Below are 21836 nucleotides of genomic sequence, written 5' to 3'. Positions count from 1 at the left end.
GCCCTGGAGATGCGTGCATCCGAGGGCGACCAGCTTGTCCAGCACGGCAGGGTGGTCGGCCAGCACGACCAGGTCTCGGAAGTCGTCCAGGTACTGGGTCCCGAGGGCAATCCGCCCTACCGGGTCCGCTTCGAGGACGGCCACGAGGCCATCATGTCCCCCGGTCCCGACTGCCAGGTCAGGCACCAGGAGACCCATCCGCAACTGTAGGCCGCGGCGAGGGGTCGCCGGCCGCGTGCCGGTCAGCTCGGCGGGAGTGCCGGCTGCCGGTAATGGTCGGCGACCACCCGTGACAGCGCCCCGACCGGATCGGCGGCCACGTCCTGGGCCGCGAAGTACACGTGCCCGCCGACCTGCGGGTACTGGGCGGCCAGGGTCAGGTGCTTGGACAGCTCGGCCGGGTTCTGCCAGGCCGAGGGCTCGCCTTTGGCTCCGGCCCGGTACAGCGCCTCACCGATGTAGAGCCGGGTGCCGGACCCCTTGGCCACCCCCGCCCACCAGTCGACGACCTTGGTGTAGTCGGCGGCCGTGTTGCCGATCTGCCAGTACACCTGCGGGACGATGTAGTCGATCCAGTTCTTCTGCACCCACTTCCGGGTGTCCGCGTACAGGTCGTCGTACGTCTCCACGCCCGCCTCGGTGTCCGAGCCCCGGGAGTCGGTGGTGGCGTTGCGCCACACCGCGAACGGGCTGATCCCGAACCGGGTGCCGGGCCGGAGCTTCCTGATCCCGGCGGCGGTCTCGGTCACCAGCTTGTCGATGTTGTCCCGGCGCCAGGCCGCCCGGGAGGAGAAGTCGGCGCCGTGGGTGTCGTAGGCGTCGTCGTCGTCGAAGGTCTGGCCGGCCACCGGGTACGGGTAGAAGTAGTCGTCGAAGTGGACGGCGTCCACGGGGTACTTGGCGACCGCGTCCAGGATCGCCTCCTGTACGAAGGCGCGCACGGCCGGGATGCCCGGGTTGTAGTAGAGCTTGCCGCCGTACGCCACCACCCAGTCCGGGTGCTTGCGGGCGGGGTGCGAGGCGACCAGCCTGCCCGGGTCGGTGTTGTTGGCGATCCGGTAGGGGTTGAACCAGGCGTGCAGGTGCAGGCCCCGGGCGTGCGCCTCCTGGACGGCCACCCCGAGCGGGTCCCAGCCGGGGTTCTTGCCCTGGGTGCCGGTGAGGTACTGGGACCAGGGCTCGTGGGACGAGGGCCAGAACGCGTCGGCGGTGGGCCGCACCTGGAACATCACCGTGTTGAGCCGGTAGTCGACCGCCTTGTCGAGGAGAGTGGTCAGTTCCTTGCGCTGAGCGGAGGCCGACAGCCCGGTCCGCGAGGGCCAGTCACGGTTGGAGACGGTCGCCAGCCACATGCCCCGCATCTCGGTGGCCGCGCGCCGGGGCCGGGCCGTGGCCGTCACCCCCGGTGCCGCCAGGGTCAGCGTCGACAGCGCCGCCACCGCGAACGCCCTGCGAGACACCTGTGCCATCGTGAGACCCTCTAACTCTCCGGATCCGCGCGGTCACGGATCGCCTCCGCGCCACAGGATGCCCGCACCCGCACGATCGATCATCGATACTTACGGGTAACGTGCACGAACGGAGCAGGCACCGGATCCGGAGGTGCTGCCGCCCGCCCGTAGATCAGCGAAGGGGACGATGTGACCGACATCGAGAAGGTCGGAGTCGTGGGCTGCGGCCAGATGGGAGCGGGCATCGCCGAGGTGTGCGCCCGCTCCGGCCTGGACGTGAAGGTCGCCGAGACCACCGGCGAGGCACTGGAGATCGGCCGTACCCGGCTGTTCAACTCCCTGGCCAAGGCCGCCGAGCGCGGCAAGATCAGCGAGGAGGAGCGGGACGCCACGCTGGCCCGGCTGAGCTTCACCACGGACCTCGGCGAGTTCGCCGACCGCGACCTGGTGATCGAGGCCGTCGTCGAGAACGAGCAGGTGAAGACGGAGATCTTCCAGGTGCTCGACCAGGTGGTGAGCCGCCCGGACGCGATCCTGGCCTCCAACACCTCCTCGATCCCGCTGGTGAAGCTGGCGGTCTCGACCTCCCGCCCCGACCATGTGATCGGCATCCACTTCTTCAACCCGGCCCCGGTGCAGAAGCTGGTCGAGCTGATCCCGGCGCTCACCACCTCCGAGGGCACCATCAGCCGCGCCCAGGTCTTCGCCGAGAAGGTGCTCGGCAAGCACGCGATCCGCGCCCAGGACCGCTCCGGCTTCGTGGTCAACGCGCTGCTGGTGCCGTACCTGCTCTCGTCCATCCGGATGTTCGAGTCCGGCATCGCGAGCCGCGAGGACATCGACAACGGCATGGAGATGGGCTGCGCCCACCCGATGGGTCCGCTGAAGCTGTCCGACCTGATCGGCCTGGACACCATCGTCTCCATCGCCAACAGCATGTACGCCGAGTACAAGGAGCCGCTGTACGCCGCTCCCCCGCTGCTCCAGCGCATGGTCGAGGCGGGCCGGCTGGGCCGGAAGACCAACTCGGGCTTCTACACGTACGGCTGAACACACCCCCGCTGACTACAGGGAGCGATGCTCCACGGGCCCGGCACCGGCATCGGTGCCGGGCCCGCGTCTTTCACACACCGTGTGCACTCCGGGCACGCATATGCCCTGCGCACACTCTCCCCACGCGCTCACCAGGCGAGTTCACTCTTCATGCGCATGCAAAGGGATGCGGAACGACATCTTCGACTACGCAAAGGAGTGGACCCGTGGCCACCGAACCAGAGCATCCCGTGGTCCAAGGAGAACTCGCAGAGTTACGTCGCCGCCTCGATGTGGCCTACGCCCGGGTCGAGGGCGGGCTGAACCTGCTCAGTCACCGCACCAAGGAGACGGCCAAGGAGCTGGACGACCTGAACACCCGCCTCGCCCTGCTGGAGAACGCCCGCTGGCCCCTGCCCTCGATCGCCGCGCTCACCGCGCTGGGCGCCCTCGTCGTCACCGTCTGGCAGGCACTGGCCCACTAGTCGCCGGTGAGGCGCATGTGATGCAGCAGGAGTAACGCGGCCGCCATGTTGGCGGCCGGGACCTCCCCGCGGGCGATCATGTCCGGGACGAGCTTGAGCGGGACCCACTCCCGGCGGTCCGACTCGAAGTCGTCCACGGGGTGTCCGAGGTACTCGCCCTCGTCGGACCAGTAGATGTGGTGCCGGGCGTCGGTGAGGCCGTTGGACGGCTCCACGGTCATGAGGTGGTGCAGGGTTCCCGGCCGCCAGCCGGTCTCCTCCTCCAGCTCCCTGGCGGCCGCGACGGCGATGTCCTCGCCGTCCTCGACCACCCCGGCCGGGAGTTCCCACCCCCAGCTGTCGGTGATGAAACGGTGGCGCCACAGGAGCAGGACCTCACCCGCCTCGTTGACCACCGTGGCCACGGCCACGGGCCGCAGCCGTATCAGGAAGTGGTCGAGGTGCCGGCCGTCCGGCAGCTCGACATCTGCGAGATTGACGCTGAACCAGCGGTTTTCATACACAGTTTGTTCGTTCAGTTTCGTCCACTGCACGGTTCTGCCACCTTCCGCCGAGTAAGTGGCAATATCGCAGCAGGGACTCCTCAGGCCTACAGTGCGCCTCGCTCGACGGGGGTGTGGTCTACAGCGGTACGCGCAGTGCGCTGTCGATGAGTTCCGCGGCCTCGGCGGTACCGGCCGAACCGCTGCGCACCAGGTGCTCGCGCACCGCGCGGAGTCTGTCGCGCAGTCGCTGGGACTCCATTCCGCGGGCCTGTTCGGCCATCTGCACGGCCGTGGCCACCGCGTTGTCCGCGTTTCCCTGGCGCAGTTCGATGGTGCTGAGCATGGCCAGCCGGTGCACCCGCCCCCGGTCGTGGGCCGGGTTGTCGACGGCGGCCGCGGCGTGCTCCCGGGCGGCGGCGAGCTCGCCGAGACTGAGCAGCGCCTCGGCCACCTGCACGTTGACCAGACCGGGTTGGACATAGCCGGTCTCGTCGGGTTCATAGCCCCGCCGGATGCGTTCGGCGGCCGCCTCCGCCCGCCGGATGCAGGACAGCGCGCTCGTACCGTCGCCGAGGTGGGCGTACGCCTTGGACTGCATCGCATAGAGGTCGGAGGCGAGCGCCGGGGTGATGTGCTTGCCGGCGGCGCGCAGGGCGGCCTCCGCGAACGCGACGGCCTGCCGGAACTCCCGCATGAACAGCGCCTGGTTGACGAGGAGCGCGATGACATAAGCACCGAGCCCCCGGTCGCCGCTCGCCTTCGCAAGACGCAGGGCCTGATGGAAGTAGCGCTGCGCGAGGCCGTGCGCATCGGAGTCGTAGGCGCAGATCCCCACGATGGCGACCAACCCACCGGTCGCCCGGTGCAGTTGACGCCCCGTCGCGTCCGTGTAGCTGCCGCGCAGCAGCGGAGCCGCCTCGGCGTTGAGGAAGCCGACGACCCGGGTGCGGGTCGCCATGCCGCCGGCCTTGCGGTACATCTGCTCGTAGTGGGCGCGGGCGGCCCGCAGCATCTCCAGATCGGCCGGGGTGACCCGGTGCCGGCCGCCGCGCGAGACGTCCACGTCCTCAGGGGGGTTCTCCCACTCCCACACCGGCATCACGGCGGGTGTGCCGGTGACGGCGGGGGCGCCGAGTATGTGCGGGCGCTGCTGTTCGTCGGACCGCCACAGCGCGGTGGCCCGTTCGACGAACCCGGAGAGCGAGGTGGTGTGCGGGACGCTGGGCTCGCCGGGCACCCCGAGGCCGATGTCGTCGAGGGTGACCGTGCGGTGCAGCCGGGCGGCGAGCACCTCGCAGATCAGGTCGGGCACCTGGCCGCGCGGCCGCTGGCCCTTCAACCAGCGGGCCACGGCGGTGTGTTCGTAACGGAGCGAGAGTCCGCGGGCCCGGCCCGCCTGGTTGACGTGGGCGGCGAGCCCGGCGTGCGAGATCCCCGCCTCGTCCAGGATCGCGTCGAGCAGAGAGTTGGGCTGCATGGATGCCCCCCGAGTGGCCTGGTGCCGTCAGCGTAGTGCGTGGGTGTTCACACGGGGTGTGAACGGAGTGCGCGAATCCGCAGCGTACGCGCGCTGTTGCGGAGTGTGTCGGGCCGGTTGACTGAACTGCCTCGCAAGAGGCCGGCCGGGCCGCCGGCTCCCCCCTCGTACAGTGCGGTGGCCTGGCCGTCGGCTCGGCCGACGTCGGGGGCTAGCCGTGCGTCGTCGGCTGCGGGTGCGTCGTGGTTGCTCGCGCAGTTCCCCGCGCCCCCAGACAGGTGCGTTGCTGTGCGCGTCCGTTGTTCAGCACAAGGAGTGCGATGTCGTCCGTCGGGCGGCCGTTGGTGTGGTGGAGCAGAGCGGTGAAGACAGTGCGGAGGATGGCCTGCGGGGAGACCGGGCGGTCTCGTACCGCCTCTGTCAGGGCCTGCGGCAGGGAGAAGAAGCGGCCTTTCGTGTCTCTCGCGTCCTCCGCGCCGTCCGTGTAGAGGACCAGGGAATCGTCGGGGCGCAGGTGGCCGCAGTCGGTGGTGGCCAGATCCGTCGGGAGGGGGAACGGGCCGAGAGGTGGCAGCGGTTCGGCTCGGGACACCGGCGTGACCCGTTGCCCGCTCAGCAGATACGGCCATGGATGGCCACAGTTGATCGCCCGAAGCTCGCCGTCTCCCGTGATCTCCAGAAGAAGTACGGTGACGAACTCCTCGGCGACCGGGTTGTCCGGGTCCTGGCCGCCGGCGGGGTGTTCCGCCCTGGCTCGTTCTCGTAGGTGTCTGGCCAGGGCGCGGTCCAGCCGGCCGAGGACCCGGCCGAGTTCGGGTTCGTCGTGGGCGGCCTCGCGGAAGCTGCCGAGGACGGCGGCGACGGTGCCGATGGCGGCCAGTCCGTGCCCGCGTACGTCGCCCATCACGACCCGTACGCCGTGCTCGGTGGCGACCGCCTCGTAGAGGTCACCGCCGATGGCCGCGCCCCGGTCGGCGGAGAGCTGGGCGGCGGCGACGTTCAGCCCGGCGAGACGGGGCGGCAGCGGCCGCAGCAGCACGCTCTGCGCGGCGCCGGCCACCTTGCGGACCTGCCGTAGCTCCCGGAGCAGGGCCCGCCGGACATGGAGTATCAGCCCGGTGCCGACCGCGAAGAACACGGCGCTGGTGACGATGCGCGCGCCGAGCCCGTTCTGCTCGGCCAGCGGGCATCCGAACTTGTACGAGACCGCGACGGCGCCCCACACCGTGGGCAACCCCATGGTGAGCGCGCAGCGCGAGGGCCGAGAGCTGGTCCGGGGCCGCCTTCTGTGGGGAACCCCAGCCTTGATGCGGATCATGCCGATGGCCCCCAAGTAGGCCCTGACAGAACAGACGGACCGACCCCGAAAGGCCGGTCCGATTCTGTCGACGGCATGCCCCGACAGGGCCATGTCCGGGTTGGATCTCACCCAAATGAGTGACCATCCACAGGACACCCGCATTTATGCAGGTAGCAGGACGTGTGAACGCCCTCATGGACGCGCCCCTTCAGGGGCGCTGGGGGTACCCCCGGCCGAAGGCTGGGGGAGGAACTGCGCGACCAGCCACGACGGAACCCGCACCCGGCCGAAACGCGCAGTCCCCACGGCGCCTAGCCGCGCAGCACCGCTCCGGTACGCTCCCCGGCCAGGGCGACCGCCGCGTCCCGCGCGGCCGACGCCTCGTCCACGGTCAGCGTCCGGTCAGCGGCCCGGAACCGCAGCGCGTACGCCAGCGACTTCTTCCCGTCACCGAGCTGCTCGTCGTTGACATACACGTCGAACAGCCGGATGCCTTCGAGCAGTTCACCGGCGCCGTCGCGCAGCGCGGCCTCGACCTCGACGGCCGGTACCGGCTTGTCCACCACGAGGGCGACGTCCTGCGTGGCCACCGGGAAGGTCGAGATGCTCGGCGCCTGCGGCGTGCCGTCGCCGGCCTGCTCCAGCGCGTCCAGGTCCAGCTCCATCGCGCAGGTGCGCGCGGGCAGCCCCAACGTCTTGACCACCCGCGGGTGCAGCTCACCGGCGTGGCCCACGACCCGCTCGGTGCCGTCGGCGACGACCAGCAGCTCGGCGCACCGGCCGGGGTGCCACGGCCCGTACTGGCCGGAGCGCACGATCAGCTCGGTGCCGGTCTCCCGGGCCACCGCACGGGCCGCCTCGACCGCGTCGGCCCAGTCGGCCGGACGGCCGTCGCCCCACCAGCCGGCCTGCTCGCGGGCGCCCGCGAGGACGGCGGCCACATGCCGGGGCTGCTCCGGCAGCACGGCGTCCAGCGCGGCGATCTCCTCGTCGGTCGGGCGGCGGTCGACCGGCAGATGACCGGCGACGCCCTGCTCCTCACGCGGGAGGAAGACCAGGCCGGTCTCGAACAGCGCCAGGTCGTGGACGCCCCGCCCGTCGTTGCGCCGCAGCGCGCCGAGCAGCCCCGGCAGCAGCGAGGTGCGCAGCGCGGGCTCCTCGTCGTTGAGCGGGTTGGTGAGCCGGACGACGCGGCGGGCCGGGTCGTCGGCGGCCAGACCCAGCTGGTCGAAGACCTGCTCGCTGACGAACGGGTAGTTCAGCGCCTCGACATAGCCGGCGCCGGCCAGCGCGCGGCCGACCCGGCGGTGCAGTCGCTGACGGTGGGTCAGGCCCCGGCCGGACCGCGGCCTGGGCAGCGTGGAGGGCAGGTTCTCGTAGCCCTCCAGGCGGATGACCTCTTCGGCCAGGTCGTTCTGTTCGAGGAGGTCGGGCCGCCAGGACGGCACGGAGACGATCAGCTCGTCCTGCCCGTAGACGTCGCAGCCCACCTCCTGGAGACGGCGGACGACGGTCTCCCGGCCGTACTCGACACCCGCGACCTTGTCCGGGTGGTTCGCCGCGACGGTGATGGTGTGCGGCGCGGAGGGCGCGATGACCTCGGTGACGCCGGCCTCGGCGGTGCCGCCGGCGAGCAGCACCAGCAGGTCGACCGTGCGCTGCGCGGCGGCGGCCGCGGCCTGCGGGTCGACCCCGCGCTCGAAGCGGCGGGAGGCCTCGGAGGACAGCTTGTGACGGCGGGCCGTACGCGCGATGGCGACGGCGTCGAAGTGGGCCGCCTCGATCACCACGTCGGAGGTGGCGTTCTCGGTGTCCTCGTGGTCGGCGATCTCGGTGTTGGCGCCGCCCATGACACCCGCGAGGCCGATCGGACCGCGGTCGTCGGTGATCACCAGGTCCTCGGCGTGCAGCTTCCGCTCGACGCCGTCGAGGGTGACGATCTTCTCGCCCTCGGCCGCGCGGCGGACCCCGATGGTGCCCTGGACCAGGGAGCGGTCATAGGCGTGCAGCGGCTGGCCGAGCTCCATCATCACGTAGTTGGTGACGTCGACGGCGAGCGAGATCGGGCGCATGCCGACCTTCTGGAGCCGGCGCTGCAGCCAGATCGGGGAGCGGGCCTCGGGGCTCAGCCCGGTGACGGTGCGCGCGGTGAAGCGGTCGCAGCCGAGCGGGTCGGCGACCTGGACCGGGTAGCCGAAGGCGTTCGGTCCCGGCACGTCGATCAGCGCCGGGTCGCGCAGCGGCAGGCCGTAGGCGATGGCGGTCTCGCGGGCCACACCGCGGAGCGACAGGCAGTCGCCGCGGTTGGCGGTGACGGCGATGTCCAGGACCTCGTCGACCAGTTCGAGCAGCTCGATGGCGTCCTTGCCGACCTCGGTCTCCGGCGGCAGCACGATGATGCCGTGGGTGCCGTCGGAGCCCATCCCCAGCTCGTCGCTGGAGCAGATCATGCCGTGGGAGGTCTTGCCGTACGTCTTGCGCGCGGCGATCGAGAAGCCGCCGGGGAGCACGGCCCCCGGCAGGACGACGACGACCTTGTCGCCGACGGCGAAGTTGCGGGCGCCGCAGACGATCTCCTGGGGCTCACCCGTGCCGTTGGCCGTGCCGACGTCGACGGTGCAGAAGCGGATCGGCTTCTTGAAGCCCTCCAGCTCCTCGATGGTGAGCACCCGGCCGACGACCAGGGGGCCCTTGAGGCCGTCGCCGAGCTGCTCGACGGTCTCGACCTCGAGACCGCCCGAAATCAGCTTGGCCTGCACGTCACGGCCGGTCTCGGTGGCCGGCAGGTCGACGTACTCCCGCAGCCAGGAAAGCGGGACCCGCATCAGATCTCCATCCCGAACGGCCGGGTGAACCGGACGTCACCCTCGACCATGTCTCGCATGTCCTCGACGTTGTGGCGGAACATCAGCATCCGCTCGATGCCGAACCCGAAGGCGAAGCCGCTGTACTTCTCCGGGTCGACACCGCAGGCCGTGAGCACCCGCGGGTTGACCATGCCGCAGCCGCCCAGCTCGATCCAGCCCTCGGAGGAGCAGGTACGGCAGGGCCGGTCGGGGTTGCCGACGGACTCGCCCTTGCAGACGTAGCACAGCATGTCCATCTCGGCGCTGGGCTCGGTGAAGGGGAAGAAGTTCGGCCGCAGCCGGGTCTTCATGCCCTCGCCGAACAGCGACTGGACCATGTGGTCCAGGGTGCCCTTGAGGTCGGACATGGTCAGGCCCTCGTCGACGGCGAGCAGCTCCACCTGGTGGAAGACCGGGGTGTGGGTGGCGTCCAGCTCGTCGGTGCGGTAGACGCGTCCCGGGCAGATCACGTAGACCGGCAGCTCGCGGTCGAGCAGCGAGCGGATCTGGACCGGGGAGGTGTGGGTGCGCAGCACCACGCCGGACTCGGTGCCGCCCTCGGGGCCCTGTACGAAGAAGGTGTCCGCCTCGCCGCGGGCCGGGTGGTCCGGGCCGATGTTGAGGGCGTCGAAGTTGAACCACTCCGCCTCGACCTGTGGGCCCTCGGCGACCTCGTAGCCCATGGCCACGAAGATGTCCTCGATGCGGTCGGACAGGGTGGTCAGCGGGTGGCGGGCGCCGGCCGGGACACGGTCGTAGGGCAGTGTGACGTCCACCGCCTCCTCGACCAGCACCCGGGCGTCACGCTCGGCCTCCAGTTCCTCCTGGCGGCCCGCGAGGGCCTTGTTCACGGCGCCACGGGCCTGACCGACCAGCTTCCCGGCGGCGGCCTTGGCATGCGGGGGCAGGGCGCCGATCTCGCGGTTGGCGAGGGCCAGCGGGGACGTGCCGCCGGTGTGGGCGACCTTCGCCTCCTGGAGCGCGTCGAGGGAGTCCGCGGCGGCGAAGGCGGCGAGCGCCTCGTCCCGCATGCGCTCGATCTCGTCCGGTTTCAACGCCTCGACCTCGACAGGGTCGTACGACTTATTGGGTGCCGACATCTCTTCCCGTGCTTCCGATTGGCTGGCGGATGGTCCCCGAGACCGTTGGTGGGCCGTGAGAAGGACACAAAGGTGCCAAAGGCCGAGTCTAACGGGGTGGAGGTATACGAAGAGCCCGTGGGCCGTCAGGCGAGATACGCCGGCGCGCTCACGGGCAACGTAAATCGGAACTCGGCGCCGCCGCTCGCGGCGCGTCCGACGGTGATGGTGCCGCCGTGGGCCTCGACGATGCCCTTGACGATGTACAGCCCGAGGCCGGTGCCACCGCGCTTGCTGCCCCGCCAGAAGCGGGTGAAGACGCGGTTCATGGACTCCTCCGGGATGCCTGGCCCCTCGTCGCTCACGGTGACCGACGTGGCCGTGTTGTCGAGGTCTTCCCCTTCGCGGGGGGAAGCCGACGGCGTGACGTCAATGGTGACGGTTCCCTCGCCGTGCCGCACGGCATTTTCGATGAGGTTGCTGAGGACCTGGTCGACCTTGTCGGGATCGGCCCACAGGTCGGGCAGCGGCTGCTCGATGCGGAGCAGGAAGCGGTCGGCGGGCTGACCGGCGGTGACGTACGCCTGGATGTGCCGTCCGACGGCGGCGCCTATGTCGACGGGCTGCCGGCGCAGCTCAAGGCGTCCGCTGTCGATCCTGGAGATGTCCAGCAGTTCGGCGATGAGCCGGGTGACCCGGTCGGCGTCCGCGTCGACCGTCTCCAGCATCAGCCGTTTCTGGTCGTCGGTGAAACGCTCCCATTTGGCGAGCAGGGTGGCGGTGAACCCCTTGACGGAGGTCAGCGGGGAGCGCAGCTCATGGGCGACGGTGGCGATCAGCTCGGCGTGGCTGCGTTCGGTGCGGCGGCGGGCCTCGGTGTCCCGCAGCGACACGACGACCCGGCGGACCGGACCGGTCGGCTCGGCGCGTACGTACGTGGCGGACACCAGCACCTCCCGGCCGCCGGGCAGCAGGAGGTTCCGCTCCGGCTGGCCGACCCGGATGGCGAGGCCGCCGTAGGGATCGGTGAGCTGCCACCAGCGCCTGCCCTCCAGGTCCTCTAAGGGCAGGGCCTTCTCCAGCCGCTGCCCGAGGGCGTCCGCGGGGGCGGTGGCGGTGATCCGGGCGGCGGCGGCGTTGAAGCAGACGACGATGCCGTGCTCGTCGGCGACCACCAGGCCGTCGGGCAGTTCGTCGGGGTCGATGCCGAGCCCGGTGAGGTCGCCCTGCCGGGGTGCGGGCACACGTCCGGTACCACGGCCGCCCGGCGCGTTGCTGGTGCCGACACTCATCCCCGTACTCCACCTCTCAGACGGCGCAGCAGGCCCCCGAGCTGGTCACCCTACTAGCTCTCGGTGACGGAACGGCACCCTCCGGAGGCACGCTGTGCACGGGCCGTTGCGTAGAGACATACGGCGGCGGCGGTGGCGAGGTTCAGGCTTTCGGCCTTCCCGTGGATCGGAACGCGCACGACGGCGTCGGCCAGCGCGCGGGTCTCCTCGGGGAGCCCCCAGGCCTCGTTCCCGAACACCCAGGCCGTGGGCCCGCCCATGGTGCCCTTGTCCAGCTCGTCGTCGAGGTCGTCCGTTCCGGCGCCGTCGGCGGCGAGGATGCGCACACCGACGCCCTTCAGCCCGGCGACGGCCTGCTCGACGGGCACCCCGACGGCGACCGGCAGATGGAAGTGCGACCCGACGGAGGCGCGCACGGCCTTCGGGTTGTACAGGTCCACGGACGCGTCGGTCAGTACGACCGCTTCGGCCCCGGCCGCGTCGGCGCACCGCAGCACGGTCCCGGCGTTGCCGGGGTCGCGGACGTTGGCGAGGACGGCGACGAGCTTCGGGCGGGCGGCGAGGACGTCCTCGAACGGGGTGTCCAGGAAGCGGCAGACACCGACCAGTCCCTGCGGGGTGACGGTGGTGGAGATGTCGGCGATGACCTCTTCGGAGGCGAGGTGGATCCGGGCGCCGACGTCTCGGGCCGCCCCGACGATGTCGGCGTACCGCTCCGCGGCCTCGACGGTCGCGAACAGCTCGACGAGGGTCGCCGCCCCGTCGACCCGATGCCCGGCCGCCTCCCGGACGGCCTGCGGCCCCTCGGCGAGGAACAGCCGGTCCTTCCCCCGGAAGTTCCGCTTGCCAAGCCGCCGAGCAGCGGCAACACGCACGGAACGGGGAGAGATCAGCTCGGGGCTGGGCATGTCTGGATCACTTTCCGAGAAACGCGGCGAAAGGCGCCCTCGTAAGGGGCGCGGGGAACTGCGCGACAAGCCCCCACCGGCCCGCAGCCGAACAAAGAACTCGCGACGGCAACAACAGGACCCGCAAGCCATTCAGCCTGCGGGTCCCTCAGTCACGTCGGCCAAGGCCAGCGTCAGCGTCACGCGGCCTTCGGCGCGTTGACGTCCGCCGGCAGCGCCTTCTGCGCGACCTCGACGAGCGCGGCGAACGCGCCGGCGTCGTTGACCGCCAGCTCGGCCAGGATCTTGCGGTCGACCTCGACGTTCGCGGCCTTCAGACCCTGGATGAAGCGGTTGTACGTGATGCCGTTGGCGCGGGCAGCGGCGTTGATGCGCTGGATCCACAGCTGACGGAAGTCGCCCTTGCGCTTCTTGCGGTCGTTGTAGTTGTAGACCAGCGAGTGGGTGACCTGCTCCTTGGCCTTGCGGTACAGGCGCGAACGCTGACCGCGGTAGCCGGAGGCCGCCTCGAGGATCGCCCGGCGCTTCTTGTGGGCGTTGACTGCCCGCTTGACGCGTGCCACTTGTTAACTCCTTGTAGCGGGGCCGCGGTTGGACTCACGCGGCCCGGAAACGACTGGGTCCCGGATCTTGACTTCAGGGCGCCGGCCGGCGCCCGTGCGTCACTTGCCGAGAAGCTTCTTGATCTTCGCGGTGTCGCCCGGGGCCATCTCGGCGGTGCCGGTGAGGCGACGCGTCACGCGGGACGACTTGTGCTCGAGCAGGTGGCGCTTGCCGGCGCGCTCACGCAGGACCTTGCCGGAGCCGGTGACCTTGAAGCGCTTGCTGGCACCGCTGTGCGTCTTGTTCTTCGGCATAGCGCCGTTATCTCCTCGTCGATGGCGCTCCGGTGCCCGGTCGCGAAACCGGGCACGGTGGAACGTCGCTCTTGTATCGGTTACATCCTGAGGCTTGCGCCCCTGGGTGCTGACCTGGGGCGGTTGCCCCGGGATCACGCCTCGGCAGGCTCCTCGGCGGGCGCCTCGGCCTCGACCTCGGCGTCGGCCTCCAGCTCGGCGGCGTTCTGCGACTTGCCGGGGTTGGCCTTGGCTTCGGCCTTGCGGGCTTCCTGCGCCTGCCGGGCCTCGGCCATCGCCTCGGTCTTCTTCTTGTGCGGACCGAGAACCATGATCATGTTCCGGCCGTCCTGCTTCGGGTTCGACTCGACGAAACCGAGGTCCTGGACGTCCTCCGCGAGACGCTGCAGCAGCCGGTAGCCCAGTTCGGGCCGGGACTGCTCGCGACCACGGAACATGATCGTGATCTTGACCTTGTCGCCCTGCTTGAGGAACCGTACGACGTGACCCTTCTTGGTGTCATAGTCGTGCGGGTCGATCTTCGGCCGGAGCTTCATTTCCTTGATGACCGTGTGCGCCTGGTTCTTGCGCGCCTCACGGGCCTTCATGGCCGACTCGTACTTGAACTTGCCGTAGTCCATGAGCTTGCAGACCGGCGGGCGTGCGCTCGCCGCCACCTCGACCAGGTCGAGGTCGTACTCCTGCGCAAGCTCCAGTGCCTTGGCCAGGGGGACGATGCCCACCTGCTCGCCACTGGGACCGACAAGTCGCACCTCGGGAACGCGAATCCGGTCGTTGATGCGGGGCTCGGTGCTGATGGATCCTCCTCGGTAGCACCACGCGACGGTCTGGCGGACAGCCGCGTAACGTCTCTTTTCGTAAGACCTAACCGCACCGAAGCACAAAAAATGCCCCGGACGATCACAGGCAGGGCTCCTCGAACTACCGGAGCACCGCCGCGGGGATCGCGGGGCGCACTATCGGACGGAACGCCGTCGCCGTAGCGGCGAAAGCGACCGTCTGACCGGTGACCCGCCGCCCGGCAGGGCGGTCAGGTGGGAGTTCGAAGCCTCCACTTGTGGGCCGGGTCGGTGAGCCGTGAGGCATACCTGTTCGGCCGGTCGTCACACAAGGTTAGCAGCAAAGCCGAGAGAGGACCAATTGGGGCGTCCCGGGGTTAGGTCGGAGCCCCGCGCCCGCTGCGCCTATCGTGTGCGTCATGAGTGAAACGCCCCTTCCTGGCACCGGTGACGCCGGTCAGCCCGACTTCGACGAGATGACCCGCGACATCGCCGAGGTCCCCGCGGTCGAGGTGATCGTGACGGTCGCCGTCAACCTGATGAGCGCCGCGGCCGTGAAGCTCGGTCTGACCGAGGAGGGCGACAAGTACAAGGACCTGGACGAGGCCCGCAAGCTGGTCACCGCCCTCGCCGGGCTGCTCGACGCGTCCGCGACCGAGATCAGCTCCTTCCACGCGGCCCCGCTGCGGGACGGCCTGAAGTCGCTCCAGCTGGCCTTCCGCGAGGCCTCGATCGTCCCCGACGAACCGGGCCAGGGCCCCGGCGAGAAGTACACCGGGCCGGTCTACGGCTAGCGGTCAGTTCCTCACGTACAAGGGCTCGCCCGGCGGCGTGGCCCCGGCCGGCAGCAGTGCCAGGTCGACGCCGCGTACCAGGCGGGCCCGCAGTGTCTCGTCGGCGGCGAGCCGCCCGGCGACGGCCTGGGCGGTCTCGGCGGGCGGCGCGGCCGGGTCGAGGACCAGGGCGAGGGTGCCGTCGGTGCGGCCCGGTCCGAGGTGGGCACGGCGCACGGCGGGCTCGGCGGCCACCACCTTGCGGACGGCCTCGATCACGGCCGGGTCGGCGAGCGGATCGGCCGTCGTCCGCCCCTCCGCGAGCGCGAGCAGCACCGGCCCGGTCAGTTCGAACGGCACCGGCCCCGACAGGTCCAGCACCACCGTGTCCGCCTTCTCGTGCGCGGCGGCCTGGAGCGCCTGGTGCAGGGGTACGGCGACGGGCCGTGCCGCCGGGTCCCAGCGGGCCAGCGACTCGGTGGAGGTGAAGGCGGGCAGGGCGGTGCGGGCACCCGCCTTGAGGGTGGGGACGGCCATGTCGCTGGTCTTCTCGCGGCGCAGCCCGTTCTCGTCCTCCTCGACCTCGCCGAGAACGGCGACCACCGGGACGAGCAGCCGGGCGCCCTTCAGGGCCGCCAGGACGGGTTCCACGGCCGTACGGTCCTCGGCCCAGGCGGCCAGCGCGGCGGCCAGCCGGGGGTCCGCGGAACCGTCGTCGGCGGAGTAGCCGGAGTCGGGAATGTTCTTGTTCGCCACGGTCCCCGACCCTATCGGGGGGATGCTGCTGCGGTTGTGCGGCCCCCGAAACCGGTTCGACACCGCTTTCACGGGATTCTCAGATATCCCTGACCTCCTTCTAACGTCCGGCAAACGGAGCGCACAGTCCCCGCCCCGAGCATCGCGGGCATGGAGTCCCCCAGAGCCACCCCAGGATCCCGGCGGGCCCGCCGCCGCGCCCGGCCCCGGCGCCGGGCTCTTCTCTCCGTCTCCCTCGCCACGGTCGCCGTCCTCGGCGTCACCGCGGCGGGGACCGTGTACGTGAAGGCGCACGCCCGCGACGGCGGCCCCGTATCCTCGGCTGCGCCGCCGACGCCCCCCTCCTCTTCTTCCTCTTCTTCCCCTACTTCGGCCTCGGCGAGCGGGGAGGCATCGGTGGAACCCGTGACGGAGCCGGCCGTGGACCGGGACGCGCTGCTGAGCACGGCGATGAAGGCGGTGACCGTGCCGTCCGGGGCGAAGGTGTCGGCGGCCGTCCTCGATCTGGACTCCGGCGACAGCGCGGTCCACGGCGACACCGCGTTCGACACCGCGAGCATCGTCAAGGTCGACATCCTGGCGACGCTGTTGCTCCAGGCGCAGGACGCGGGACGGCATCTGACGGCGACGGAGAAGGCGTACGCCACGAAGATGATCGAGAACAGCGACAACACGTCCGCGTCGGAGCTGTGGGACGTCATCGGCGAGGCGGCGGGTCTGAACGCGGCGAACAAGCGCTTCGGACTGACGGACACCGAGGGCGGTGACGGGCCGCTGTGGGGGCTGACCCAGACCACGGCGGCGGACCAGATCACCCTGCTGCAGCAGGTGTTCGGGGACGACTCGAAGCTGAGCTCGGCTTCGCAGGCCTATCTCCAGGGCCTGATGAAGACGGTCGAGTCCGACCAGCGGTGGGGGGTCTCGGCCGCCGCCGACGGTTCGGAGTGCGCGCTGAAGAACGGGTGGCTGGCGCGGAGTTCGACCGGGCTGTGGGACGTCAACAGCATCGGGCGGGTGACGGTGGACGGGACCGCCTATCTGGTCGCGGTGCTGTCCAAGGGGACGGTGAGTCAGGCGAGGGGGATCTCGCTGGTGGAGGCGGCGGCGAAGGCGGCGGTGAGCTCCTTCACGGCGGCCGACTCGTCCACTTCGGCTTCGGCTTCGCAGTAGGGGGAGGGGCGAGCGGTTCGTGGGCGGCTGCGGGCCGGTGGGGGTTGATCGCGCGGTTCCCCGCGCCCCTTTGGGGCGCGTCTCCTCTGAGGTATGTCAAAGAGATCAGGGCGATTCAGACGGACCGGCGGCGGTTTCGCCACAGCACTCCCGCCGCCACCAGCAGCACGCCGCCCGCGCCGCCTGCCAGGGGGGCCGCCCAGTCCGTCGCGCTGGTCGACTCCTTCTCCGTGTCCGGGCCCGGGCCGAAGTACTTCTTGCCGTACGACGCCGACGTCAGGCTCTGTGTCCTCAGCCTGGCCGCGTCCTTGATCGCCGCCGCCGGGTCGATCATGCCGAAGCCCCGGGAGTCGTCGCGGCCGCCGGACGGGGCGTCGCGGGCCGTGTACTCCAGGAGCTTCTTGATCTGGGCCGGGGTGAGGCCGGGATGGGCGGCCTTGATCAGGGCCACGGCACCCGACACGAAGGCCGAGGCGGCGCTCGTGCCCCAGCCCTCGTAGTACTTGTGGTCCGGGTCGGCGATGACGATGTCGACGCCGGGTGCGCTGATCGTCGCGTACCAGCGGCGGGTGGAGAAGGCGGCACGGGTGCCGAACTTGTCCACCGCGGTGGCGGCGATGACGCCCGGGTACGCGGCCGGGTAGGAGATGTGGTCGCCCTTGTCGCCGCCGTTGCCGGCCGAGGCCACCACCACGACGTCCTTCTTCAGGGCGTACTGGATGGCCTCGTCCTCGCTGGGCTCGGGGTGCGCGGAGTCGGAGTCGTCGCCGAGGGAGAGGTTGATGACGTCGGCACCGTGGTCCGCGGCCCAGCGGATGCCCTCGGCGAGGGCGTTGCCCCGGGTGGAACGGGCCTTGCCACGGGCGCTGTCGCCGTCTTCGAGGATGACCCGGACGGGCTGGATCTTGGCCTCCGGGGCGACCCCCATCACGCCCTCTCCGTCGCCGGCCCCGTGGCCGTGACCGGCGATGATGCCGGCCATGGCGGTGCCGTGCCGGGCCCAGGTGCGATCGCCGGGCCTGGCGCCGAAGCCGATCATGTCCTTGGCGGTGAGGACATTGCCGACCAGGTCGGGGTGGTCGGCCTCGACACCGGTGTCCAGGACGGCGACGGTGACGCCCTTGCCCTTGGTGGTCCTCCAGGCCTCGTCGAGGTGCAGGGCGGACAGGCCCCACTGCTGGGCGCGGATGCTGTCGGCGTAGGCGGTCGTGGACGGCAGCAGGGCGAGCGAGCCGGCGAGCAGCAGGCTCAGCGCGGCCCCGGTTGCGCGGCGCTTCATGAGGGCTTCTCCGTTGCCGGGCCTGCGGTGTTCTGACGCAGTCGCCGTTCGATGCGGTCGGCCAGGCCCTGGGCCTCGTTGCCGAGGCCGGCCTGGGCCGCGGCCGTGGTGGCGCCGGACGCCTCCGCGTCGGCGGCGGACTGCGGGGTGTCGACGGTGCGGCCGTCGGCCCAGCCGGAGACGGCGTAGGCGACGACCGGGGCGTCGGTGAGCACGGAGATCGTCCAGGAGGCGCGCTGGTGCCGGCCGAAGCGTTCGGCGGCGGTGCCCTTGGCGGCGTACGGGAGGGGCATCAGGTCGGTACGGCGGTCCAGGTGCTCGTTCTTGAACCGCTTGGCGAGGGCGGTCATCCCGGCCGGTTCGGCCTTGGTGAACAGCAGCCCCACGGTCGTCACATAGCTCTGGGTGGCGTCGGTGTAGGTGGCCCGGATCAGACGCTGGCAGCCGACCGGGGCGAGCGCCTTGCGCAGCAGCGGGTCGAAGGCGTCGGCGCAGCCGGTGGCGGGGGCGACGGCGATCCGGGTCCAGGTGCGGTCGGCTCCGCCGGGGCCGGCGCCGGTGCCCTGCACGGTGGGCGGGAAGAGTTCGTCGACGGGCACGTTGTGCCACAGGCCGGCGGCCGAGCTGAAGCTGCTGGCGGCGGCCAGGTCGCCGTCGTCGTCGACGATCCAGCTTCCGGTCACCGCGCCACCGATGAGTCCGAGTCCGAGCACCATGCAGGCGGCGGCAGCGGCGGTGCGGGGCGCCACCCGGCTGACCAACGACCGTCCCCACCCTCGCTCGTCGTACCCCTCGGGTTCGCCGAACGTCACAACGGGCCGGTCCCTGCCGGGAGTTCCCGCGGCAGCGGTCCAGGACATCGCGGGGTCCGGCGCCGGAACGGGGCCGTACGGCGAGGAGGCGGTGTCCCCGGCAGGCGGGGCAGCGGCGGGGGCCGGGGGTGTCGTGGGGCGGGGCGGGAGCGGCGGGGCGGTGGGCGTGGGGGGCTGCGCCGGGCGCGGCGGCGGGGTGACCTTCGGGGGTGTTCCGGGGCGCGGCGGGGCCGTCGGCACCGGGAAGGTCCGCATGTGCGGGCTCCACGCGGTGCCCGACTCCGGCGCACCGAAGGAGGCCGAGAAGTCGCCGCGCGGCCGCTCGGGCCGCCTGGCACCGGGCACGCCGGAACCTTCGGCCGTCTCGCCGTCGGACGCCGGTGCGGCGGCAGCGCGCCGCCCGTCCGGCGACGCCTCCGGTTCCTCCGCGGCGCGGACGGGACGCAGCGAGGCGGTCGACTCCGAAGCGGACTCCGGGCGCCGGTCCGACAGCCAGGGCCCGTACGGCGACCGGGGCTGTGCCCCGCGACCGTCCTCCCTTCCGGGAGACGCCGGCCGCTCGTCACGGCGACCGTCTTCGCGCGACGCCGACGACTCGGTCCGACGGTTCTCACGACCGGCCGGCCCGGGCGGCACACTGCGACCGCTCTCCCACCCGGAGGCCCCGGACGGAACGACGCGGCCCCCCTCCCTGCCAGGAGGCGTGAACGGTTCGGCCCGACGATCCTCCCGGCCCGGGGACGCGGGCGGCACACTCCGGCCGCCCTCCCATCCGGAAGCCGTGGACGACGTCATGCCACCGCCCTCCCGACCGGGGGACGCGGGCGGCACACTCCGGCCGCCCTCCCATCCGGCCGCCGCGGACGACGTCATGCCACCGCCCTCCCGACCGGGGGACGCGGGCGGCACACTCCGGCCGCCCTCCCATCCGGCCGCCGCGGACGGCGTGATGCCACCGTCCTCCCGACGGGGGGACGCGGGCCGTACGGGCCGGGCGGGCTGTCCGGCGGAGGTAGTGGACGGTGTGGTGCGGTCGGTTTCACGGGCGGAGGTGGTGGACGGAGTGGTGCGGTCGGTTTCACGGGCGGAGGCGGTGGACGGAGTGGTGCGACCGGTTTCACGGGCGGAGGTGGTGGGTGGGGTGTCCGGGAAGCGGGCCGAGGCGGGAGGCGGGGGTGCGGCGGGCGAGCTCTGCGGGGGGTGGAGGTCGGGGTAGCGGGGGCGTGTGATGCGCTCGGCGGTGGTCGCGCGGGCGGCCGCCCGGTCCCCCGCACCCTGTTCGCCCTGCGCCACCGCACCGCCCCGACTCGTCCGGTCCTCACGACTCTGCTGCGCATCGGGCCGTCCCGGCAGCTGGTCCTGCCCGGTGGCGTCGGCGCTACCAGTGGATACGTCGGACCGGTGCGACCAGTTCACTCGGTTCGGCCGGTCGAAGAACCCGGGCCCGTCGGTCCGGCCGCTCACGTCGGCGGTACCCGGCGCCTCACCCTGGCCGGCCGCCGCCTCGGCAGCGCCCTCGGAGACGGGCGCGGGGTCGGACGAAGGGCGTCGCGGGATCGGGGCGTGCCGCGCTTCCGTGCTCATGCGCCCCCGTTTCCTCCTGCCCGGGCCAACTCCGCGTACGGGCCGGCGCGCTCCCCGGCGCGGAGACGTCCGCCCCCGGGCACGCATACCCGCACACGCGGATCCGCATCCCGGCGCGGGTCGGGCGGCCGGGGTCGTTCCGCCGTACGTGCGCGTCACTCTACGGGTTGTCCGACAGCGAACGGGAACCAGTCCACGACCGCGGGGCATCTGCCCGTATCGTCCCCCTACCCTGCGGTAATCCTGTCTGGCAGGCTTCGTTCATGACTGCGCGCGCCGCCGACCGGGCCCGTTACGACCGGGCCACCGCCCATCTGGACGCCCCTCTCGCGATCGTCGACCTGGAGGCATTCGACGCCAACGCGGACGATCTCGTGCGCCGGGCCGGCGGCAAGCCGGTGCGGGTCGCGAGCAAGTCCGTACGCTGCCGGCACCTGCTGGAACGGGTCCTCGCGAAGGACGGTTTCGCCGGGATCATGTCCTTCACGCTCGCGGAGTCGCTGTGGCTCGCGCGCTCGGGTTTCGAGGACATCCTGCTGGCCTATCCGTCCGCCGACCGCGCCCGGTTCGCCGAGCTCGCCGCCGATCCGAAGCTCGCGGCGGCCGTGACGGTGATGATCGACGACCCGGCCCACCTCGACCTGATCGACGCGGCCCGCGCCGGCGGCGACGAAGTGATCCGGGTCTGCCTGGAGTTGGACACCTCGCTGAAGCTGTTCGGCGGGCGGGTGCGGGTCGGTGCCCGGCGTTCGCCGCTGTACTCCCCCGCCCAGCTCGCCGACCTGGCGCGGACCGTGGCCCGGCGGCCGGGCTTCGCGCTGGTCGGGATCATGGCGTACGAGGGACACATCGCCGGGGTCGGGGACAGTGTCGCCGGCCGGCCGCTGCGTTCCCGCGCGGTCCGGCTGATGCAGGCCACCGCCCGCCGTGAGCTGGCCGAGCGGCGCGCCGCGGTGGTGCGGGCGGTCCGGGCGGTGGCGCCGGACCTGGAGTTCGTCAACGGCGGCGGCACGGGCAGTGTGCAGACCACGGCGGCGGAGGACGCGGTCACCGAGATAGCGGCCGGGTCGGGCCTGTACGTGCCCCGGCTCTTCGACAACTACACGTCGTTCACCGGCCGCCCGGCCGCCCTGTTCGCCATGCCGGTGGTCCGGCGGCCCGGTGTCGGCGTCGTCACCGTCCTCGGCGGCGGCTACCCGGCCTCGGGCGCCGCGGGCCCCGACCGGCTGCCGGTGCCGTACCTCCCGCAGGGGCTGTCCTACGACCCGCAGGAGGGCCCCGGCGAGGTGCAGACCCCGCTGCTCGGCTCCGCGGCGGACGACCTGCTGATCGGCGACAAGGTGTGGTTCCGGCACGCCAAGGCGGGCGAGCTGTGCGAGCGGTTCGCCGAGCTGCATCTGGTCGAGGGCGACCGGGTGACGGCGACCGTGCCGACGTACCGGGGTGAAGGTCACACCTTCCTCTGACCTCC

20 protein-coding genes are annotated in these 21836 nt (G+C 71.7%); 6 read left to right on the top strand and 14 right to left on the bottom strand.

All coding sequences use genetic code 11. From position 1 onward, the window contains the following. The first annotated feature begins 9 nt into the window (after nucleotides 1-9). Nucleotides 10-210 (top strand): DUF1918 domain-containing protein, encoded by a 201-nt coding sequence (locus ACWDGI_RS14635; protein ID WP_384992251.1) that lies wholly within the window; start codon nucleotides 10-12, stop codon nucleotides 208-210. Between the two features lie 32 nt (nucleotides 211-242). Here the strand turns inward: ACWDGI_RS14635 and ACWDGI_RS14630 are convergent, their stop codons facing one another. Further along, complete coding sequence (locus ACWDGI_RS14630; RefSeq protein WP_450758896.1) at nucleotides 243-1469, bottom strand: glycoside hydrolase family 10 protein; 1227 nt, start codon at nucleotides 1467-1469, stop codon at nucleotides 243-245. Between the two features lie 171 nt (nucleotides 1470-1640). Between ACWDGI_RS14630 and ACWDGI_RS14625 the strand changes: the two genes are divergently transcribed. Then, nucleotides 1641-2501: a 3-hydroxybutyryl-CoA dehydrogenase gene (locus ACWDGI_RS14625; protein WP_450758894.1), complete on the top strand. Its 861-nt coding sequence runs from the start codon at nucleotides 1641-1643 to the stop codon at nucleotides 2499-2501. Nucleotides 2502-2710: 209 nt separating this feature from the next. Beyond that, on the top strand, nucleotides 2711-2968 hold the full coding sequence (locus ACWDGI_RS14620) for a hypothetical protein (RefSeq protein ID WP_351700458.1): 258 nt from the start codon (nucleotides 2711-2713) through the stop codon (nucleotides 2966-2968). Here ACWDGI_RS14620 and ACWDGI_RS14615 read toward each other — a convergent pair. The 10 genes from ACWDGI_RS14615 to infC all read right to left on the bottom strand — a co-directional run bounded on the left by ACWDGI_RS14615 (nucleotide 2965) and on the right by infC (nucleotide 14009). Continuing rightward, a complete protein-coding gene (locus tag ACWDGI_RS14615; protein ID WP_450758892.1) occupies nucleotides 2965-3501 on the bottom strand; it encodes an NUDIX hydrolase in 537 nt (178 codons plus the stop codon). The two genes, ACWDGI_RS14620 and ACWDGI_RS14615, sit on opposite strands and share 4 nt — an antisense overlap. Before the next feature lie 88 nt (nucleotides 3502-3589). Further along, nucleotides 3590-4930 carry a transcriptional regulator gene (locus ACWDGI_RS14610; protein WP_450758890.1) on the bottom strand — a complete coding sequence of 447 codons (1341 nt, stop codon included), beginning with the start codon at nucleotides 4928-4930 and terminating at the stop codon, nucleotides 3590-3592. Between the two features lie 211 nt (nucleotides 4931-5141). Beyond that, on the bottom strand, nucleotides 5142-6248 hold the full coding sequence (locus tag ACWDGI_RS14605) for a PP2C family protein-serine/threonine phosphatase (protein WP_450758888.1): 1107 nt from the start codon (nucleotides 6246-6248) through the stop codon (nucleotides 5142-5144). 293 nt (nucleotides 6249-6541) lie between these two features. Beyond that, the gene (gene pheT / locus ACWDGI_RS14600) at nucleotides 6542-9055 is read right to left on the bottom strand and encodes a phenylalanine--tRNA ligase subunit beta (RefSeq protein ID WP_450758886.1); all 2514 of its coding nucleotides are present in this window, start codon (nucleotides 9053-9055) and stop codon (nucleotides 6542-6544) included. Further along, nucleotides 9055-10176 carry a phenylalanine--tRNA ligase subunit alpha gene (gene pheS / locus ACWDGI_RS14595; protein ID WP_450758884.1) on the bottom strand — a complete coding sequence of 374 codons (1122 nt, stop codon included), beginning with the start codon at nucleotides 10174-10176 and terminating at the stop codon, nucleotides 9055-9057. The genes pheT and pheS overlap by 1 nt, the downstream gene beginning before the upstream one ends. Before the next feature lie 125 nt (nucleotides 10177-10301). Beyond that, nucleotides 10302-11447 carry an ATP-binding protein gene (locus tag ACWDGI_RS14590; RefSeq protein ID WP_450758882.1) on the bottom strand — a complete coding sequence of 382 codons (1146 nt, stop codon included), beginning with the start codon at nucleotides 11445-11447 and terminating at the stop codon, nucleotides 10302-10304. A gap of 53 nt (nucleotides 11448-11500) precedes the next feature. Next, nucleotides 11501-12355 carry a TrmH family RNA methyltransferase gene (locus ACWDGI_RS14585; protein ID WP_450758880.1) on the bottom strand — a complete coding sequence of 285 codons (855 nt, stop codon included), beginning with the start codon at nucleotides 12353-12355 and terminating at the stop codon, nucleotides 11501-11503. A 179-nt stretch (nucleotides 12356-12534) separates the two neighbouring features. Next, nucleotides 12535-12918 carry a 50S ribosomal protein L20 gene (gene rplT, locus ACWDGI_RS14580; RefSeq protein WP_018549117.1) on the bottom strand — a complete coding sequence of 128 codons (384 nt, stop codon included), beginning with the start codon at nucleotides 12916-12918 and terminating at the stop codon, nucleotides 12535-12537. A gap of 99 nt (nucleotides 12919-13017) precedes the next feature. Then, complete coding sequence (gene rpmI / locus ACWDGI_RS14575) at nucleotides 13018-13212, bottom strand: 50S ribosomal protein L35 (RefSeq protein ID WP_351320349.1); 195 nt, start codon at nucleotides 13210-13212, stop codon at nucleotides 13018-13020. A 134-nt stretch (nucleotides 13213-13346) separates the two neighbouring features. Then, nucleotides 13347-14009 (bottom strand): translation initiation factor IF-3, encoded by a 663-nt coding sequence (gene infC, locus ACWDGI_RS14570; protein WP_450759303.1) that lies wholly within the window; start codon nucleotides 14007-14009, stop codon nucleotides 13347-13349. 401 nt (nucleotides 14010-14410) lie between these two features. On the opposite strand from infC, the gene ACWDGI_RS14565 reads away from it, so the two are divergent. Further along, nucleotides 14411-14785, top strand: a complete 375-nt coding sequence (locus tag ACWDGI_RS14565; protein WP_351700433.1) for a DUF1844 domain-containing protein — start codon at nucleotides 14411-14413, stop codon at nucleotides 14783-14785. Between the two features lie 3 nt (nucleotides 14786-14788). On the opposite strand, the gene ACWDGI_RS14560 is transcribed toward ACWDGI_RS14565, so the two are convergent. Then, nucleotides 14789-15520, bottom strand: a complete 732-nt coding sequence (locus ACWDGI_RS14560) for an SseB family protein (protein ID WP_450758877.1) — start codon at nucleotides 15518-15520, stop codon at nucleotides 14789-14791. A gap of 150 nt (nucleotides 15521-15670) precedes the next feature. Here ACWDGI_RS14560 and ACWDGI_RS14555 point away from each other — a divergent pair, with 150 nt between their 5' ends. Continuing rightward, entirely contained in the window at nucleotides 15671-16690 is a 1020-nt protein-coding gene (locus ACWDGI_RS14555; protein ID WP_450758875.1) for a serine hydrolase, read from the top strand. Nucleotides 16691-16805: 115 nt separating this feature from the next. On the opposite strand, the gene mycP is transcribed toward ACWDGI_RS14555, so the two are convergent. Next, on the bottom strand, nucleotides 16806-17969 hold the full coding sequence (gene mycP / locus ACWDGI_RS14550) for a type VII secretion-associated serine protease mycosin (RefSeq protein WP_450758873.1): 1164 nt from the start codon (nucleotides 17967-17969) through the stop codon (nucleotides 16806-16808). Next, nucleotides 17966-19126, bottom strand: coding sequence for a hypothetical protein (locus ACWDGI_RS14545; RefSeq protein ID WP_450758871.1), 1161 nt, complete (start codon nucleotides 19124-19126; stop codon nucleotides 17966-17968). Before ACWDGI_RS14545 ends, mycP begins: the two co-directional genes overlap by 4 nt. Before the next feature lie 1502 nt (nucleotides 19127-20628). On the opposite strand from ACWDGI_RS14545, the gene ACWDGI_RS14540 reads away from it, so the two are divergent. After that, on the top strand, nucleotides 20629-21831 hold the full coding sequence (locus tag ACWDGI_RS14540; RefSeq protein WP_450758869.1) for an amino acid deaminase/aldolase: 1203 nt from the start codon (nucleotides 20629-20631) through the stop codon (nucleotides 21829-21831). Nucleotides 21832-21836 lie beyond the last annotated feature (5 nt).

Source organism: Streptomyces sp. NPDC001220 (genome assembly GCF_053597895.1).
This window is presented reverse-complemented; position numbering and strand designations above follow the sequence as displayed.

Bases quoted from the DNA above. Each gene is read 5' to 3' on its own strand.
- pheS (WP_450758884.1), bottom strand. From the start codon at position 10,176: ATGTCGGCACCCAATAAGTCGTACGACCCTGTCGAGGTCGAGGCGTTG.
- ACWDGI_RS14590 (WP_450758882.1), bottom strand. From the start codon at position 11,447: ATGAGTGTCGGCACCAGCAACGCGCCGGGCGGCCGTGGTACCGGACGT.
- rpmI (WP_351320349.1), bottom strand. From the start codon at position 13,212: ATGCCGAAGAACAAGACGCACAGCGGTGCCAGCAAGCGCTTCAAGGTC.
- ACWDGI_RS14605 (WP_450758888.1), bottom strand. From the start codon at position 6,248: ATGATCCGCATCAAGGCTGGGGTTCCCCACAGAAGGCGGCCCCGGACC.
- ACWDGI_RS14610 (WP_450758890.1), bottom strand. From the start codon at position 4,930: ATGCAGCCCAACTCTCTGCTCGACGCGATCCTGGACGAGGCGGGGATC.
- ACWDGI_RS14630 (WP_450758896.1), bottom strand. From the start codon at position 1,469: ATGGCACAGGTGTCTCGCAGGGCGTTCGCGGTGGCGGCGCTGTCGACG.
- ACWDGI_RS14635 (WP_384992251.1), top strand. From the start codon at position 10: ATGCGTGCATCCGAGGGCGACCAGCTTGTCCAGCACGGCAGGGTGGTC.
- mycP (WP_450758873.1), bottom strand. From the start codon at position 17,969: ATGAAGCGCCGCGCAACCGGGGCCGCGCTGAGCCTGCTGCTCGCCGGC.
- ACWDGI_RS14540 (WP_450758869.1), top strand. From the start codon at position 20,629: ATGACTGCGCGCGCCGCCGACCGGGCCCGTTACGACCGGGCCACCGCC.
- ACWDGI_RS14555 (WP_450758875.1), top strand. From the start codon at position 15,671: ATGGAGTCCCCCAGAGCCACCCCAGGATCCCGGCGGGCCCGCCGCCGC.
- pheT (WP_450758886.1), bottom strand. From the start codon at position 9,055: ATGCGGGTCCCGCTTTCCTGGCTGCGGGAGTACGTCGACCTGCCGGCC.
- ACWDGI_RS14565 (WP_351700433.1), top strand. From the start codon at position 14,411: ATGAGTGAAACGCCCCTTCCTGGCACCGGTGACGCCGGTCAGCCCGAC.
- ACWDGI_RS14585 (WP_450758880.1), bottom strand. From the start codon at position 12,355: ATGCCCAGCCCCGAGCTGATCTCTCCCCGTTCCGTGCGTGTTGCCGCT.